We start from the raw sequence: 16,549 nt of genomic DNA, 5'->3' as shown, positions 1-16,549 counted from the left end.
TACGCCGGGAATGAGGCACGCTGGGGCGAATCAGTGCAAAGCTGAGCAGGGCCGAACGGCGGCGGGATCGGGCCGAAGGTCGGTCCGAGCATTCCGGGCGACGTGAGAGACTGGTCTAGACAACCGCGAGAACCTGAAGGGCATCACCATGGCAGAGCGCCGCGTCAACGTCGGCTGGGCCGAGGGCCTGCACGCTCGTCCCGCCTCGATCTTCGTCCGCGCGACGACCGCTTCCGGCGTCCCCGTGACCATCGCGAAGGCGGGCGGCGACCCCGTCAACGCCGCTTCCATGCTGGCGGTCCTGGGTCTGGGCGCCCAGGGCGGCGAGGAGGTCGTCCTGGCGTCCGAGGCCGACGGCGCGGAGGCCGCGCTGGACCGTCTCGCGAAGCTGGTCGCGGAGGGCCTGGAGGAACTCCCGGAAACCGTCTGACCCCTTCACACGAAGCCGCGGCCCCGCCATCAGGGGGCCGCGGCTTCGTGCTGTCCGGACGCTAGGGCCCGCCGATAATCACCCCGCCGTGAATACACGGCGGAAAACAATTCCGGCGCCCCTCTTTTTCTTACACGCCCCGCGTTAATTCCGGCCACCCGCCGTGTTTACGGCACGTTGCAAAGTCCTCACCCGGGGCCGGAAAACACCCATCGCCCGCTCCGCGTGGAGCGCGGCCAGCGTGCGGGCCCGTTCCGCGTCCCCCCGCGCCACCGCGTCGACGACCGCCCCGTGCTCCGCCCAGGACTCCACGGGCCGCACCGGCGCCCCCACCTCGTACAGCCAGGCGACCTTGCGCCTGGTCTGCGTCAGCAGCGCGATCAGCCCCGGGCTGCCGGACGCCTGCGCCAGGGTCTCGTGGAACCAGCTGCCCAGCGACCGCAGGTCCTCCCCCTGCGCCCGCCTGGCCCGCTCCTGGCCCAGCCGCACCAGCCCCCGCAGCACCCTCAGGTGCGCCTCGGTCCGCCGCCGGGCCGCGCGCGAGGCGGCGAGGGGCTCCAGCAGCATCCGCAGCTCCAGCAGATCGGCCGCCTCCTGCTCGCTCGGCTCGGCCACGCAGGCCCCCGCGTGGCGCCGGGTGATGACGAACCCCTCCGACTCCAGCGTGCGCAGCGCCTCGCGCACCGGCACGCGCGAGACCCCGTACCGGCGGGCGAGCACCTCCTCGGTCAGCCGGCCGCCCGGCCCGAAAAAGCCCGAGACGATATCGTCGCGAATTGCTGTACACACCGCGTGCGCCGGAATACGCAAGGCCGGACCTCCGCTGGGTTTCGTTCCGATCGACCGTGCTGCCACTGCGACTCTATTGCAACACACGAGGATTTCCGAGAACGCCCGGAAATCCGGAACGGAAACGCGGAAGGCCCCGGCTCGGGGAGCCGGGGCCTTCGCGTGGAAAGGTCAGGTCGGGTGCCGGGTCAGATGCCGACGCCGTGCTGGCGCAGGTAGGCCAGGGGGTTGATGTCCGTGCCGTACGTGGCGCCGGTGCGGGCCTCGAAGTGCAGGTGCGGGCCGCTGGAGTTGCCGGTGGAGCCCGACAGGCCGATCTGCTGGCCGGCGGTGACGGTCTCGCCGACCGAGACGCTCAGCGACATCAGGTGGCCGTACTGGGTGTAGGTGCCGTCGTTGTGGCGGATCACGACGTTGTTGCCGTAGGCGCCGCCCCAGCCGGCCTCGACGATCGTGCCCGCGCCCACCGCGTGGACGGAGGTGCCCTCGTCCGCGTGGAAGTCGATGCCGGTGTGGCTGCCGGAGGACCACATGCCGCCGCCGGCGCCGTACTGGGTGCTGACGTAGGAGCCGTCGACCGGGGCGACGAAGGTGTTGGCGCGCTTGCGGGCCTCTTCCTTGGCGGCCTTCTCCGCGGCTTCCTTCTCGGCCTTCTCCTTGGCCTCGGCCATGCGCTTGGCCTCGAAGGCGCGGGTCTTCGCGTCGGCCTCGGCCTGCGCCTGGGCGGCGACGGACTCGGCGGCGGTCTGCTGGGTCGCGGCCTGGACCTCGATGTCGTCCTGGAGGCCGTCGGCGACGACGACGGCGTTCAGCGCGCCGGTGTCCTCGACGGAGGGGCCCCCGTGGGAGTCGGCGGCGAAGGCGGGGGCCGCCAGGGTGCCCACCACGCCGGTGGTGGCAAGGGCGGCTATGCCGGCGTAGCCGGCGGTCTTGCGGCTCAGACGGCTCGAACCACGGTGCTTACCGGAACCGGCTGCACGACTGCCAAACGCCATGGCGGGGGTGATCCTTTCCTTCCCTCTCGCCTACCGGGTTAGCTGACGGGTTCGGAGCAGGAAGGTCTCCTACGGCCCCCCTCTGACGAGGCGGTCCGATTCACCCCAGGGACTGATGTGGGTCCCCGGCTCCCCAGGCTCGCGCCTGACGGGGACTCGGCGATCGCTGTCCGGTGCCGCGGATGCGGCTGGCACAACTGACGGACAGCACGCCTGACGCTAGGCGGATCATCAGTCAATCGCCAAACAGACGAGCGGATTTGTTGCGTACGCCACACCGCATAACCGCAACCACATCACTAAACGGACAAAGGGGGCCCGGTGGACGCTCCACCGGGCCCCCTCCGCGTGGGGTGGGATCAGGCCGACTTCCGGTCAGTTGCCGGTAGACCGCCGGTCAGTTGGTGACGACCGTGACCTCGCCGATCCCGAGGGCCAGGACGGGCTCCTCGATCTGCGCCGCGTCGCCGACGAGGATCGTGACCAGCCGGTCCACCGGGAAGGCGCTCACGACCGCCGAAGTGGCCTCCGCCGTACCGGTTTCGGCCAGCCGCGCGTACAGCCGCGCCTGGTAGTCGTCCGGCAGCTCCTGCTCCACCTGGTCGGCCAGCGTCCCGGCGACCGAGGCGGCCGTCTCGAACTTCAGCGGGGCCACGCCCACCAGGTTCTGCACCGCCACGTCGCGCTCGGCGTCCGTGAGGCCCTCGGCGGCGAGGGTGCGCAGCACCTGCCACAGGTCCGCCAGGGCCGGACCGGTGTTGGGGGTGTCCACCGAGCCGCTGATGGCGAGCATCGAGGCGCCCTTGCCGTCGGCCGTGGAGCGCAGCACCTGGCCGAAGGCGCGCACGCCGTACGTGTAGCCCTTCTCCTCGCGCAGCACCTTGTCCAGACGGGAGGTCAGGGTGCCGCCCAGGCAGTAGGTGCCGAGGACCTGCGGGGCCCAGACGATGTCGTGCCGGTCCGGCCCGATCCGGCCGATCAGCAGCTGGGTCTGGACGGCCCCGGGCCGGTCCACGATGATCACGCGGCCGGTGTCGTCGGCCGTCACCGGCGGTACCGGCAGGGGCTCGGCGGTGTTGCCCGTCCAGGCGCCCAGGGTGTCGGCGAGGACAGCGTCCAGGTCGACGCCGGTCAGGTCGCCGACGATCACCGCGGTGGCGGTGGAGGGGCGTACGTGGGCCTCGAAGAAGGCGCGCACGGCGGCGGAGTCGATCCGCGCGACCGTCTCCTCCGTGCCCTGGCGGGGGCGGGACATGCGCAGCGTGGCCGGGAACAGCTCCTTGGAGAGCTCCTTGGCCGCGCGGCGCTGCGGGTTCGCCTGCTCGTGCGGGATCTCGTCGAGCCGGTTGCGCACCAGCCGGGCGACCTCGGCGTCGTCGAAGGCGGGGGCGCGCAGCGCCTCGGCCAGCAGCCCGAGCGCCTTGGGCAGGCGGGAGACCGGGACCTCCAGGGAGACGCGCAGGCCGGGGTGGTCGGCGTGGGCGTCGAGGGTGGCGCCGCAGCGCTCCAGCTCGGCGGCGAACTCCTCGGCGGAGTGCTTGTCGGTGCCCTCCGACAGGGCGCGGGCCATGATGGTGGCCACCCCGTCGAGACCCTCGGGCTCGGCGTCGAGCGGGGCCGCGAGGTTGACCTCGACGGCGACGACCTGCTGGCCGGGGCGGTGGCAGCGCAGCAGGGTCAGGCCGTTGCCGAGGGTGGAGCGCTCGGGGGCGGGGAAGGCCCACGGCGCGGCCTCGCCGGCCTCCGGGCGCGGGTGGAAGGTCATCGTGACGGCTGCGGTGTCGCTCACTGCTCCGCCCCCTCGTTCTCGTCGCTCTCGTCGTTCTCTTCGGAGCCGGGCAGCGGCTCGTAGACCAGGACCGCGCGGTTGTCGGGGCGCAGCCGGGCGGCGGCCACGGCCTGCACCTCCTCCGCGGTGACGGCCAGGACCCGCTGGACGGCGGTCAGGGCCAGCTGCGGGTCGCCGAACAGGACCGCAAAGCGGCACAGTTCGTCGGCGCGGCCGGCGACGGTGCCCAGCCGGTCCAGCCACTCGCGCTCCAGCTGCGCCTGGGCGCGCTCCATCTCGTCGGCCGTGGGGCCCTCGGCGGCGAACCGGGCGAGCTCCTCGTCGACGGCCGCCTCGATGGCGGGGACCTCGACGCCGCTGGAGGTCTTGACGTCCAGCCAGCCCAGGGAGGGGGCGCCGGCCAGCCGCAGCAGGCCGAAGCCGGCCGCGACGGCGCTCTGGTCGCGGCGGACCAGGCGGTTGTGCAGGCGGGAGGACTCGCCGCCGCCGAGGATCGTCAGCGCCACGTCGGCGGCGTCGCACTCGCGGGTGCCGTCGTGCGGCAGGCGGTAGGCGGCCATCAGCGCGCGGGCCGGGACCTCCTCGACGATCTCCTCGCGGAGCTGCCCGCCCATGGTCTCGGGGAGGGTGCCGTCGCGGGGCGGCTGCTTGCCGTCGTGCGCCGGGATGCTGCCGAAGTACTTCTCGACCCAGGCGAGGGTGCGCTCGGGGTCGATGTCGCCCACGACCGACAGGACGGCGTTGTTGGGCGCGTAGTACGTACGGAAGAAGTTCCGGGCGTCCTCGAGGGAGGCGGCGTCCAGATCGGCCATGGAGCCGATCGGGGTGTGGTGGTACGGGTGGCCCTCGGGGTAGGCCAGGGCGGTCAGCCGCTCGAAGGCCGTGCCGTACGGGACGTTGTCGTAGCGCTGGCGGCGCTCGTTCTTGACGACGTCGCGCTGGTTCTCCATGGACTCCTCGTCCAGGGCGGCGAGCAGCGAGCCCATGCGGTCCGCCTCCAGCCACAGGGCGAGCTCCAGCTGGTGGGCCGGCATCGTCTCGAAGTAGTTCGTGCGCTCGAAGCTGGTGGTGCCGTTCAGCGAACCGCCGGCGCCCTGGACGAGCTCGAAGTGCCCGTTGCCCGGTACGCTCGCCGAGCCCTGGAACATCAGGTGCTCGAAGAGGTGAGCCAGACCGGTCCGCCCCTTGACTTCGTGGCGCGAGCCGACGTCGTACCAGAGGCAGACGGCGGCGACCGGGGTGAGGTGGTCCTCGGACAGCACCACGCGCAGGCCGTTGGCCAGCCGGTGCTCGGTCGCTGTCAGGCCGCCGGAGCCGGCCTGAGCTGTGGCCGTGTGACCCATGGGCATGTGGTCCCTTCGATCGCGATGCAGAGATTTCCTATCGGCCTGCCACTGTATGCAAGCGCGCAGGTGCGCGGAGAAGTTCCCAGTCCCCGGGCTCCCCCGAGGACTCCGTCCAGGGGGTACCCCCAGGGTCGGGGTCGGCGTTGTCGGTGCCTCGGGCCACAATGGTCCGCGTCGACCCCGTCGCACACCCCAGCACGTACACCCCCCGAATCTTGGTTAGGAGCGCCGCAGCGATGGCCCGCCGCAGCACGAAGACCCCGCCGCCGGAGGATTTCGAGGAGAAGATCCTCGACATCGACGTCGTCGACGAAATGCAGGGCTCCTTCCTCGAGTACGCGTACTCGGTGATCTACTCCCGGGCCCTGCCGGACGCCCGGGACGGCATGAAGCCGGTACACCGGCGCATCGTCTACCAGATGAACGAGATGGGCCTGCGCCCCGACCGCGGGTACGTGAAGTGCGCCCGCGTCGTCGGCGAGGTGATGGGCAAGCTCCACCCGCACGGCGACCAGTCGATCTACGACGCCCTCGTGCGCATGGCCCAGCCGTTCTCGATGCGGCTGCCGCTGGTCGACGGCCACGGCAACTTCGGTTCGCTCGGCAACGACGACCCGCCGGCCGCGATGCGCTACACCGAGTGCAAGATGGCCGACGCGACGTCGCTGATGACGGAGTCGATCGACGAGGACACCGTCGACTTCGCCGCCAACTACGACGGCCAGGAACGCGAGCCCGTCACCCTGCCCGCCGCCTACCCGAACCTGCTGGTCAACGGCACGTCCGGGATCGCGGTCGGCATGGCCACCAACATGCCGCCGCACAACCTGGGCGAGGTCATCGCGGCCGCCCGCCACCTGATCCGCTACCCGGAGGCGGACCTGGAGGCGCTGATGCGCTTCGTGCCGGGTCCCGACCTGCCCACCGGCGGCCGCATCGTGGGCCTGTCCGGGATCAAGGACGCCTACGAGAACGGCCGGGGCACCTTCCGGATCCGCGCGACGGTGGCCGTGGAGGACGTGACGGCCCGCCGCAAGGGCCTGGTCGTCACCGAACTGCCCTTCACGGTCGGACCCGAGAAGGTCATCGCGAAGATCAAGGACCTGGTCGGCTCGAAGAAGCTCCAGGGCATCGCCGACGTCAAGGACCTCACCGACCGGGCGCACGGCCTGCGCCTGGTCATCGAGATCAAGAACGGCTTCCACCCGGAGGCCGTGCTGGAGCAGCTGTACAAGCTGACGCCGATGGAGGAGTCGTTCGGCATCAACAACGTCGCGCTGGTCGACGGACAGCCGCTGACGCTGGGCCTCAAGGAGCTGCTGGAGGTCTACCTGGACCACCGCTTCGAGGTCGTGCGCCGGCGCAGCGAGTTCCGCCGGGGCAAGCGGCGCGACCGGCTGCACCTGGTCGAGGGCCTGCTCGTGGCCCTGCTCGACATCGACGAGGTCATCCGCATCATCCGTGACAGCGACAACTCCGCCCAGGCCAAGGAGCGCCTGATGGAGCACTTCTCGCTGAGCGAGGTCCAGACCCAGTACATCCTGGACACGCCGCTGCGCCGGCTCACCCGCTTCGACCGGATCGAGCTGGAGTCCGAGCGCGACCGGCTGACCGCGGAGATCGAGGAGCTGACCCGGATCCTGGATTCGGACGCGGAGCTGCGCAAGCTGGTCTCCTCGGAACTGGCCGCGGTCGCCAAGAAGTTCGGCACTCCGCGCCGTACGGTGCTGCTGGAGTCGGCGGGGACGGCCGTGGCCGCCGTCCCGCTGGAGGTCGCGGACGACCCCTGCCGCGTGCTGCTGTCGTCCACGGGCCTGCTGGCCCGCACGGCGAACGCCGAGCCGGTGGTGGTGGACGAGGGCGCCGCCCGCGCCCGGCACGACCTGGTGGTCTCGCAGGTGGCGGCGACCGCCCGGGCCGACGTGGGCGTGGTGACCTCGTACGGGCGTCTGCTGCGGCTGTCGGTGATCGACCTGCCGCAGCTGCCGGACACCCACGCCGCGCCGAGCCTGGCGGGCGGGGCCCCGGTCTCGGAGTTCCTCTCCGGGCTGGAGGCCGACGAGGCGGTGATCTGCCTGACCTCGCTCGACGAGTCCTCGCAGGGCCTGGCGCTGGGCACCGAGCAGGGCGTGGTCAAGCGGGTCGTGCCGGACTACCCGGCGAACAAGGACGAGCTGGAGGTCATCACCCTCAAGGAGGGTGACCGGATCGTCGGCGCGGTCGAGCTGCGCACGGGTGAGGAGGACCTGGTCTTCATCACCGACGACGCCCAGCTGCTGCGCTACCCGGCGGGGCAGGTGCGCCCCCAGGGCCGCCCGGCGGGCGGTATGGCGGGCATCAAGCTCGCCGGGAACGCCAAGGTGATCCACTTCTCGGCGGTGGACCCGGCCCGGGACGCCCTGGTGTTCACGGTGGCGGGCGCGCAGGGGACGCTCGACGGCGCCCCGGCCTCGGGCAAGCTGACCCCGTTCGACCAGTACCCGCGCAAGGGCCGGGCCACCGGCGGTGTCCGCTGCCAGCGGTTCCTGAAGGGCGAGGAGCTGCTGGTGCTGGCCTGGGCGGGCAACGCCCCGGCCCGCGCGGCCACCGCGAACGGCACCCCGGCGGCCCTCCCGGCCCCGGACCCGCGCCGCGACGGCTCGGGCACCGCCCTGCCGGCCGAGGTCGCGGTGCTGGCGGGGGCGGCGCTGTAGGACCGTAGGCCGGCGTTCGGGTGGTGCGACCCTGGGGACGTACCACCCGAATGCCGACTAGTGTTTTCCTTCCTGGCGTTGGTGGGGGGAGTGCACGGCTGATGAGTCGTCGGGCGGGCGGAGTGATCGGGGACTGGGCCGAGGCCCAGCGTCGGCAGCAGCAGACACAGCTGATCCAGCAGCGGGAGGCCGAACGCCGCCGGCGGGCCTACGAGCGGGACGCGAACCGCAGCCACCGGCAGTACCGTGAGGCCGAGGCCGTGCGCCGCACCGCCCAGATCGACGCCGAGGTGGAGGCCCTCAAGGGACTGCTGGTCGCGGGGTGCGCGGCGCCGGCGTTCCGGATGTCCTCCCTGGTGCGGCCCGAACGGCTGGAGCCCTTCGACGCCGGGGCGCTGGGGCAGCCCGTGCCGATGCCCCGCATCGAGGACTTCCGGCACCAGGGCGACGGCTGGCCGCCCGGCTCGCACCAGCGGGCCCAGGCGGAGCGGGAGGCGCACGACCGGTACACCGCCGCCTGGCAGGCGGCGAACGCGGCGGAGGCGCAGCGCCGGCAGCGGCTTTCGGCGTACCGCCTGCAGTACGACCGGTGGGCCGAGGAGCAGCTCGCCGGGGTGCGCGCCCACAACAGCGGCCTCGCCGCCCTGGCCGACGCCCTGCGCGCGGGCGGTGCCGACGCCGCGGTGGAGTACTTCTCAGCGGCTCTGTACGCCTCGACGGCCTGGCCCGAGGCACTTCCCCGCCAGGTGTCGGCCGCCTACGACCCGGCGGCGCGCCAGCTGGTGCTGGACTGGGAACTGCCCGGGTTCGCGGTGGTGCCGGAGGCCCGGTCGGTGCAGTACCTGCCGAGCACGGACCAGGACAAGATCAGGCCCCGCCCCGTCACGGAACGCCGCGCGCTGTACCGGGACCTGCTGGCCCAGTGCATGCTGCTGGTGGTGCGGGAGCTGTACGCGGCGGACGAGTTCGGCGTCCTGGACTCGGTCGTCGTCAACGGGTTCGTGGACTGCCACGACCCCGCCACCGGGCAGGAGGCGAGGTTCGTCCTGTCCACCGTGCCGGCGGGGCGCAGCGCCTTCGCCGGGGTGCGGCTGGAGCAGGTCAGCGCGGTGGACTGCCTGGTGTCGGGGCTGGGCGGGCAGCTGTCGGCGCGTCCCGACCAGCTGACGGAGGTCCGTCCGGGGCGTCGGCCCGCCGAGGTCGGCGACGTCGTCAGCCACGGGGGGCACACCGCAGGGGACGAGGACGAGCCGGACCTCTTCACCATGGATCCGATCGTCTTCGAGAACCTGGTCGCCGAGCTGTTCCGGGCGATGGGCATGGAGGCGGTGACCACGCAGCGGTCGGGTGACGGCGGCGTGGACGTGGAGGCCGTCGACCCGGCGCCGATCCGGGGCGGGCGGATCGTGGTGCAGGTGAAGCGCTACCGCAACACCGTGCCTCCGACGGCGGTGCGGGACCTGTACGGCACGGTCCAGGACAAGGGGGCGAACAAGGGGGTGCTCGTCACCACCGCGTCCTTCGGTCCCGGGTCGTACACCTTTGCCAACGGCAAGCCGCTGGAGTTGGTTCCCGGCGCGGAGCTGGTGGAGCTGCTGCACCAGTACGGGCTCCGCGGACGGCTCGGCCCCGGCGCCTCCGGCGGCCGCCCGGCCTCCGGGGCGCCCGCGCCGGCCTCCCCGGCGCCGACCCTCGTCGACACACCGCTGGCCGCCGACCCGGCCGACCACAACGTCCTGGGCATGTACTGGTCGGGGACGGTGGCGCTCGACGTGTGCGCGCTGGTCTGCACGGGCAGCCGGGTGCTGAGCGAGGATCACTTCGTGTTCTTCAACAACCCCCGCACCCCGGACGGCTCGGTCCGCGCCCGCCCGCACTCCGCTCCGGACAAGGCCGCCGTCGAAGTGGCCTTCGACGGGCTGCCCGCGCAGGCCGACCGCCTGGTGCTGGTGGCCGCCGTGGATCCCGAGGTCAATCCGGACGCGGACCTGGCCGGCTTCACCGACGCCCACATCCGGCTGCTGGACGCGGCGGGCGGGGAGCTGGGCCGCCTGGAGGTGTCCGACGGCCGCGCCGGTGAAACGGCCCTGGTGCTGGGGTCGTTCCGGCGCCGGGCGAACGGGGACTGGGACTTCGTGATCGGCGGCAAGGGCTACCGCGACGGGCTGGAGGCCCTGCTGGGCGACTTCGGCGTCGAGGTCGCCTAGAGGTCCTCGGCGCCGGAGGAGGCCTCCTGCGCCGGCCGGGGCACGTAGCGCAGTACTCCCCACATGCTCTCGGGCAGGGCCCTCCCCGGGTCCGGCTCGCGGCAGGCCTCCAGGCCGGCCAGCAGGGCCGGGCCGTCGATGCCCTTGCCGATCAGGACGAGCCGGGTGCCGCGCGGCTCTCCCCGGCCCCAGGGGCCGGGGTCGAACCGCAGGAAGCGGCCGACCGCGTGGACCTCGTACCGCTCCTGGTGGCCGGGGACGCCGAACCAGACGAAGCCCTTGATCCGGTAGAGCCCGGCGGGCCGGCCGTCGAGGAAGTCGACGAACCGGCGCGGGGAGAGGGCCTGGTCGGTGGTGAAGGAGACGCTCTCGTACGCCGTGTGCGCGTGCCCGCTGTGGTCCTCGTCCTCGTGCGCGTGCTCCCCGGCCTCCGCGAGCAGGTCCTCGAAGGAGAGCTGGCCGCGCGTCTGGGTCCAGGGGCGGCGGTCGAAGAGGAGTTCCGAGTCGATCCGCCCGTGGTCGGCGCCGACGAGCGGGGTCCCGGGTGCGGCGAGCGCGGCGATCTCCGTCTCGATGCGGGCCCGTTCGGCGGGGCCGACCCGGTCGGTCTTGTTGAGCACCACCAGGTCGGCGACGGCCAGGTGGCGGTCGGTCTCGGGGTGCGCGGCCCGGGTGGCGTCGAACTCGGCGGCGTCCACGACCTGGACGAGGCCGCCGTAGCGGACAGCCGGGTTCTCGTTGGCCACGAGCATCCGGACCATCTCCTGGGGCTCGGCGAGTCCGCTGGCCTCGATGACGATCACGTCGATCCGGTGGACGGGCTCCGCGAGCTTCTCCAGGTACGCGTCCAGCTCGCTGCCGTCGACCGCGCAGCACAGGCAGCCGCCGCCGAGGGAGACCATCGAGTCGCCGACCTGTCCGGCCACCGACATCGCGTCGATCTCGATCGAGCCGAAGTCGTTGACGACGACCCCGATCCGGGTGCCCCCGCGGTGGGTGAGGAGGTGGTTGAGGAGCGTGGTCTTGCCGGAGCCGAGGAATCCGGAGAGGACGACGACGGGGATGGGCTGGACGCTGTTCACCCGGACGATCGTAGTCAGCCCAGCGGGGGTACCGGCTGGGGCGGGGTGGAGCCGGTGTAGCGGGCGGCCGGTCGGATGATCTTCGAGTCGGCGGCCTGTTCCAGGACGTTCGCGCTCCAGCCGACCACGCGGGCGGCGCAGAAGGTCGGGGTGAACATCTCGCGCGGCAGCCCGCACAGCTCCATGACCACGCCCGCGTAGAACTCCACGTTGGTGTGCAGTTCCCGCCCCGGCTTGAGTTCGGCGAGGATCTCCTCCACCTGCCGCTCGACCTCGACGGCGAACTCCACGAGCGGCCCGCCGAACTGCCGGGCGATGTCGCGCAGCATCCGCGAGCGCGGGTCCTCGGTGCGGTAGACGGGGTGTCCGAAGCCCATGATCCGGTCTCCGGCGAGGACGCGTTCGCGGATCCAGGGGCCGATCCGGTCGGCCGTGCCGATGGCATCCAGGGTGTCCAGGGCGCGGCTGGGCGCGCCGCCGTGCAGCGGGCCGGAGAGGGCGCCGATCGCCCCGGTGAGGCAGGCCGCGACATCGGCGCCGGTGGAGGCGATGACGCGGGCGGTGAAGGTGGAGGCGTTGAAGCCGTGGTCGACGGTGGAGATGAGGTACCGCTCGACGGCGCGGGCCTTGACGGGGTCGGGCTCCTCGCCGGTCAGCATCCACAGGTAGTTGGCGGCGTACGGGAGGTCGTCGCGCGGGCCGACCGGCTCCAGGCCCCGGCCGAGCCGGTGCAGGGCGGTGAGCAGGGTGGGTACGGCGGCGCAGGCGGCGAGCGCGTCGGCGGCCCGGCGGCCGGGGTCGAGGTCGTAGACGGGCCGGAAGCCGGCGCAGGCGCCGAGGAGCGAGAGCGCGGTGCGCAGTCCGGCGAGCGGTCCGGACAGGGCGGTGGCGCGGGCGAGGGCGGGCAGGGCGGCCCCGACCTCGGCCGGCAGGTGGCGCAGCGGGGCGATCTCGGCGGCGAAGGCGTCCCGTTCGGCGCGGTCCGCCGGGAGGGCGCCGCGGAACATCAGGTGCCAGACGTCCTCGAAGGTGCGGGATCCGGCCAGTTCCACGGCCGAGTACTGGCGGTAGTGGTAGAAGCCTTCGCGGCCCCGGACGTCACCGAGCTGCGTGTCGGTGACCACGACTCCCGCGAGACCGCGGGGTACTTCGACGGTGGTGTTCATGGATTGACCATCCATCCTTGATTGGATCGATGTCAATATTGATTGAATCAACATATGTATGCTGACCGTCATGAGCGACCAACCGTCCGGCTCCCCCTCCGAGGCCGGCCCGCACCGGATCACCACGCAGGAGGCCGCCCGGCTCCTCGGGGTGAAGCCGGCGACCGTCTACGCGTACGTCAGCCGGGGCCAGCTCGGCAGCCGCCGCGACCCGGCCGGGCGCGGCAGCACCTTCGACGCCGCCGAGGTGGAGGCGCTGGCCCGGCGCAGCCGGCGCGAGGCGGCGGGCCCCGCCGCCGGGGAGCTGAGCGTCCGCACCGCGCTCACCCTCATCGAGCCCGGGGCCGACCGGTACTGGTTCCGCGGCGTGGACGCCGTGGAGCTGGCCTCCCGTTACGCCTTCGAGGAGGTCGCCGAGTGGCTCTGGACGGGGACCCTGGCGCGCGGGGCCCGGTTCGCCGCTCCCCCGGAGCCCCTGGCCGCCGCCCGGCGGGCGGTGGCCGCGCTGCCCGAGCACAGCGGGCCGCTGGACCGGCTGCGGGTGGCGGTCGCCGCCGCCGCGGTCGCGGACCCGCTGCGCTTCGACCTGTCCGAGGAGGCCGTACTGGGCTCCGCCCGCTGCCTGATCCCGACGCTGGTCGCAGCCCTGCCCGAGGCGGGCCCGGCGCGTGCCGGCGACGGGCGGCTCGCCTGGGGGCTCTGGTCCCGGCTGACCGCGCTGGAGCCCGACCCGGTGGCCCTGGACGTGCTGGACCTGGCGCTGGCCCTGCTGGTCGACCACGACCTGGCCGCCTCCACCCTGGCCGTACGGGTCGCGGCCTCCGCGCGGGCCCACCCGTACGCGGTGGTCTCGGCCGGACTCGGCGCGCTCGAAGGCCCCTTGCACGGGGCGGCGGGCCGGCTCGCGCACCGGATGCTGGCCGAGGTGCTGGAGCGGGGCGGCGCCGCGCCCGTGGTGGCGGAGCACCTGCGCGCCGGGCGCCGGGTGCCGGGGTTCGGGCACCGCCTGTACCGGGGCGAGGACCCCCGGTCCCGGGCCCTGTCCGGCCGGCTGGAGGAACTGCCCCGGGCCGCCTCCGCGCTGGGCGCGGCCCGGGAGGTGGCGGCGGTGATGGCCCGGCACGGGCTGCACCCGAACGTGGACCTGGCGCTGGCGGTGCTGACGGTGTCCTGCGGGATGACCGCCGAGGCCGGGGAGACGGTGTTCGCGGTGGCCCGCACGGCGGGCTGGATCGCGCACGCGCTGGAGGAGTACCAGGAGCGGCCGCTGCGGATGCGCCCCAGCGGCCACTACACGGGCCCGCGTCCGCCCCGCCCGCTCCCCTGACCGGCCGCTCTCCTGACCGCCCGTTCCCCTGACCGGCCGCTCTCCTGACCGCCCGCTCTCCTGACCGCCCGCTCCCCTGACCGGCCGTTCAGCCGCCGGACACCGCGCGCAGGGGGCCGAGCGCGGCGGCCCGGCGGGCCGGGAGGGCCGCCGCCGCGGCGCCGACCGCCAGCGAGAGGACGACGACCAGGGCGAGGGTCCCCCAGGGGAGGGAGAACGCGTACTGGGGAATGGCCCCGTTGGCCAGTCCGCTGACCCGCCACGCCCCGAACAGGCCGCCGGCCAGGCCCAGCAGGGTCCCGAATGCGGCGACGGCGAGGGATTCGAGCCCGATCATGCGGCGGATCCCGCCCCGGTCCATGCCCAGGGCGCGCAGGACGCCGATCTCACGGGTGCGTTCGGCGACCGACATGGCGAGCGTGTTGACCATGCCGAGGGCGGAGATGACCACACCGATGGCGAGCAGCCCGAAGACCATGGTCATCAGGTCGCCGGCCATCCCGGCCTGCTCCTGGACGAGCCGGCTCCGGCTCTGCACCTTCAGCAGCGGGCTGTCGTCGACGGCGCCGCGCAGCCGCTTCTCCACGTCCACCGCGCCCGGGCCGGTCCGGACGAGGACGCGCTGGACGGAGTCGCGCAGGAAGCCGTACCGCTGGACCTCGCCCCGGTCGGCGAGGACGTCCTGCGCGGTCGGGTTGTCCTCGTAGATCCCGACGACGGTGAAGGTCCGGTCGCCCTCGCCCTGGCCGGGGCCGATGGCGCCCTGGATCCGGCCGCCGGTGACGAGCCGGTGCTCGCGGGCGAAGCTGCTGGAGACGGCGATCCGGCCCGGCCCGATGCCCTCGGCCGAACCGCTGGTGAAGCGGAGCTTCATGACGGCCCCCACGGTCTTCGGGTCGACGCCGGAGACCTGCCGGGCGAGGGCCCCGGCCGAGAAGGTGGAGTCCGCGACGGCCGAGGCGGTCGCGACCCCGGGCAGGGCGGCGACCCGCCCGACGGCGGCCGCGTCGACGGCCGTGGTGGTGCCCCGGGTGCTGATGACGTAGTCGGCGCTCAGCCCGGCGGCCGCCTGGGCGTCCAGGGCGCGGCTGGAGGAGTGCTCGATGACGGCGAGTCCGCAGACCAGCGCGGTGCTGATCATCAGGGCGACGGCGGTGGCCGCCGTACGGCGCGGGTCGCGCAGGGCGTTGTCCCGCGCGAGGTCGCCCACCACGCCGAACCGGCCGGTGAGACGGCCGAGGAGGCGGATCACCGGGCCCGCCAGTAGCGGAGCCAGCAGGATCAGCCCGGTCACGAGGAGCCCGCAGCCGGACATCGCGGTCCGCAGGTTCGCGTCCGAGGCGCTGCGGGCGTCGTCCAGCGAGACCAGCAGCCCGGCGCCGACGAGGAGTACGAGGGCGCCGGCCGCGCCCCGGATCCGGGACAGGGTCGCGGAGGGCGGCTGCTCGGCGGTGCGCATCGCCTCGACGGGCGCGATCCGGGCCGCCCGGCGGGAGGGCAGCCAGGCGGCGAGGACCGTGACGCCGACGCCGACGGCCAGGGAGGCGAGCACCGGGGCGGGGCCCACCACGAGCGGGCCCCGGGGCAGCAGGTCGTCCGCGCCGCCGAGGAGGCCGGGCAGGACCGTGGCGACGCCGAGCCCGAGGAGGAATCCGAGCGCCGAGGCGACGAATCCGACCAGGGCCGCCTCGGCGAGCACGGAGGCGACCACCTGCCGGCGGGTGGCGCCGATCGCGCGCAGCAGCGCGATCTCCCGCGAGCGCCGGGTGACGAGCATGGTGAAGGTGTTGATGATGAGGAACGAGCCGATGAAGAGGGAGACCACGGCGAAGATCAGGGGCAGCCGGGAGTAGCTGCTGGTCTTCGTGTCGATGTAGACCGCCCGCTGGGCGGCGAGCGCGGCCGTGGTGGTCGCCTCGGCCCGGTCGGCGGGCAGCAGCGCGCCGACGCGCCGGGCGAGGTCTCCGGGGTCGGTGCCGGGCGTGGCGGAGAGGTCGATCCCGGTGTAGCGGCCCGGGGTGGCGAACAGCCCCTGGGCGGTGGCCTTGTCGAGCACGGCGAGGGTGCCGCCGGAGGTCACCCGGGTGTCGGTGGTCGAGACGGTGCCGACCAGCCGCAGCCGCAGGACGGGGCCGTCGGTGGCCAGTCTGACGGTGTCGCCGAGCGCGTACCCGCCGGCTTCGGCGGTACCCCGGTCCAGGGCCACCTCGCCGGAGGTGCGCGGGGCCCGGCCGGCGGTCAGCGGGTAGCGGTCGTCCTTCCCGTCGGGGCCGGGGACATAGGCGGCGGCCAGCTTCCCCATCGTGTCGCCGGCGCGCAGCGGGGTGCCGTCCTTGGCGGCCAGGGTGGCCGAACCGTCGACGGAGGGACGGGCCGCGGCGACGCCCGGGACGGCGGCCAGCCGGGCCGTGAGCGCGTCGTCGAGGACGGATTCGCGCTGGTCCGCTGGGGCTCCGAGGGGGTACTTGGGGTCCACGGTGACCGCGATCCCGGCGTAGTTGCGCGCCATGGAGGCGCGGTAGGCGGCGGCGGTGGAGTCGGCGAAGACCAGTGAGCCGGAGATGAACGCGACCCCGAGGCAGACCGCGAGGACGGTCATGGCCAGACGGGCCTTGTGCGCGAGGACGTTGCGCAGGGCTGTTCGCAGCATGGCGGGCTTTCAGGAGGTGAGGCGCGGCGGACGGGAGGAGCGGGGCGGACGGTCAGGAGGTGCGGGGCGGACCGG

The 16,549-nt window shown here is 73.6% G+C and carries 11 protein-coding genes and 1 riboswitch; of the genes, 4 read left to right on the top strand and 7 right to left on the bottom strand.

The window, feature by feature from the left end:
- Positions 1–148: 148 nt before the first annotated feature.
- Positions 149–430 carry an HPr family phosphocarrier protein gene (locus ABT403_RS09475; protein ID WP_344166091.1) on the top strand — a complete coding sequence of 94 codons (282 nt, stop codon included), beginning with the start codon at positions 149–151 and terminating at the stop codon, positions 428–430.
- 144 nt (positions 431–574) lie between these two features.
- Here the strand turns inward: ABT403_RS09475 and ABT403_RS09470 are convergent, their stop codons facing one another.
- The 4 genes from ABT403_RS09470 to ABT403_RS09455 all read right to left on the bottom strand — a co-directional run bounded on the left by ABT403_RS09470 (position 575) and on the right by ABT403_RS09455 (position 5,346).
- Entirely contained in the window at positions 575–1,240 is a 666-nt protein-coding gene (locus tag ABT403_RS09470; RefSeq protein ID WP_344166090.1) for a GntR family transcriptional regulator, read from the bottom strand.
- A 167-nt stretch (positions 1,241–1,407) separates the two neighbouring features.
- Entirely contained in the window at positions 1,408–2,214 is an 807-nt protein-coding gene (locus ABT403_RS09465) for a M23 family metallopeptidase (protein WP_344166089.1), read from the bottom strand.
- Between the two features lie 12 nt (positions 2,215–2,226).
- Positions 2,227–2,386: riboswitch (cyclic di-AMP (ydaO/yuaA leader) on the bottom strand.
- 225 nt (positions 2,387–2,611) lie between these two features.
- The gene (locus tag ABT403_RS09460; RefSeq protein WP_425580302.1) at positions 2,612–3,979 is read right to left on the bottom strand and encodes a M16 family metallopeptidase; all 1,368 of its coding nucleotides are present in this window, start codon (positions 3,977–3,979) and stop codon (positions 2,612–2,614) included.
- 20 nt (positions 3,980–3,999) lie between these two features.
- A complete protein-coding gene (locus ABT403_RS09455; protein WP_344166087.1) occupies positions 4,000–5,346 on the bottom strand; it encodes a M16 family metallopeptidase in 1,347 nt (448 codons plus the stop codon).
- A 239-nt stretch (positions 5,347–5,585) separates the two neighbouring features.
- Here ABT403_RS09455 and ABT403_RS09450 point away from each other — a divergent pair, with 239 nt between their 5' ends.
- Together ABT403_RS09450 and ABT403_RS09445 are read left to right on the top strand one after the other, a co-directional pair.
- Positions 5,586–8,042: a DNA gyrase/topoisomerase IV subunit A gene (locus tag ABT403_RS09450; protein WP_344166085.1), complete on the top strand. Its 2,457-nt coding sequence runs from the start codon at positions 5,586–5,588 to the stop codon at positions 8,040–8,042.
- A gap of 101 nt (positions 8,043–8,143) precedes the next feature.
- Positions 8,144–10,249, top strand: coding sequence for a restriction endonuclease (locus ABT403_RS09445; protein ID WP_344166083.1), 2,106 nt, complete (start codon positions 8,144–8,146; stop codon positions 10,247–10,249).
- Here ABT403_RS09445 and ABT403_RS09440 read toward each other — a convergent pair.
- Together ABT403_RS09440 and ABT403_RS09435 are read right to left on the bottom strand one after the other, a co-directional pair.
- Positions 10,246–11,331: a CobW family GTP-binding protein gene (locus tag ABT403_RS09440; RefSeq protein ID WP_344166081.1), complete on the bottom strand. Its 1,086-nt coding sequence runs from the start codon at positions 11,329–11,331 to the stop codon at positions 10,246–10,248. The genes ABT403_RS09445 and ABT403_RS09440 overlap by 4 nt on opposite strands.
- A 14-nt stretch (positions 11,332–11,345) precedes the next feature.
- Complete coding sequence (locus tag ABT403_RS09435) at positions 11,346–12,512, bottom strand: citrate synthase/methylcitrate synthase (RefSeq protein ID WP_344166079.1); 1,167 nt, start codon at positions 12,510–12,512, stop codon at positions 11,346–11,348.
- 55 nt (positions 12,513–12,567) lie between these two features.
- Here ABT403_RS09435 and ABT403_RS09430 point away from each other — a divergent pair, with 55 nt between their 5' ends.
- Positions 12,568–13,824: a citrate synthase gene (locus ABT403_RS09430; RefSeq protein ID WP_344166077.1), complete on the top strand. Its 1,257-nt coding sequence runs from the start codon at positions 12,568–12,570 to the stop codon at positions 13,822–13,824.
- An 88-nt stretch (positions 13,825–13,912) separates the two neighbouring features.
- Here the strand turns inward: ABT403_RS09430 and ABT403_RS09425 are convergent, their stop codons facing one another.
- Complete coding sequence (locus ABT403_RS09425; RefSeq protein ID WP_344166075.1) at positions 13,913–16,474, bottom strand: ABC transporter permease; 2,562 nt, start codon at positions 16,472–16,474, stop codon at positions 13,913–13,915.
- Positions 16,475–16,549 lie beyond the last annotated feature (75 nt).

The sequence above is a fragment of the Streptomyces sp. NPDC000075 genome (genome assembly GCF_040301925.1).
Classification (GTDB): Bacteria; Actinomycetota; Actinomycetes; order Streptomycetales; family Streptomycetaceae; genus Streptomyces; species Streptomyces polychromogenes.
The sequence above is the reverse complement of the archived record's forward strand: the minus strand, read 5'-3'. Positions and strand labels throughout refer to the sequence as shown.

Excerpts from the sequence above, each read along its gene's own strand:
- ABT403_RS09450 (WP_344166085.1), top strand. The coding sequence starts at position 5,586 with ATGGCCCGCCGCAGCACGAAGACCCCGCCGCCGGAGGATTTCGAGGAG.
- ABT403_RS09460 (WP_425580302.1), bottom strand. The coding sequence starts at position 3,979 with ATGACCTTCCACCCGCGCCCGGAGGCCGGCGAGGCCGCGCCGTGGGCC.
- ABT403_RS09430 (WP_344166077.1), top strand. The coding sequence starts at position 12,568 with ATGAGCGACCAACCGTCCGGCTCCCCCTCCGAGGCCGGCCCGCACCGG.
- ABT403_RS09465 (WP_344166089.1), bottom strand. The coding sequence starts at position 2,214 with ATGGCGTTTGGCAGTCGTGCAGCCGGTTCCGGTAAGCACCGTGGTTCG.
- ABT403_RS09455 (WP_344166087.1), bottom strand. The coding sequence starts at position 5,346 with ATGGGTCACACGGCCACAGCTCAGGCCGGCTCCGGCGGCCTGACAGCG.
- ABT403_RS09435 (WP_344166079.1), bottom strand. The coding sequence starts at position 12,512 with ATGGATGGTCAATCCATGAACACCACCGTCGAAGTACCCCGCGGTCTC.
- ABT403_RS09475 (WP_344166091.1), top strand. The coding sequence starts at position 149 with ATGGCAGAGCGCCGCGTCAACGTCGGCTGGGCCGAGGGCCTGCACGCT.
- ABT403_RS09445 (WP_344166083.1), top strand. The coding sequence starts at position 8,144 with ATGAGTCGTCGGGCGGGCGGAGTGATCGGGGACTGGGCCGAGGCCCAG.
- ABT403_RS09425 (WP_344166075.1), bottom strand. The coding sequence starts at position 16,474 with ATGCTGCGAACAGCCCTGCGCAACGTCCTCGCGCACAAGGCCCGTCTG.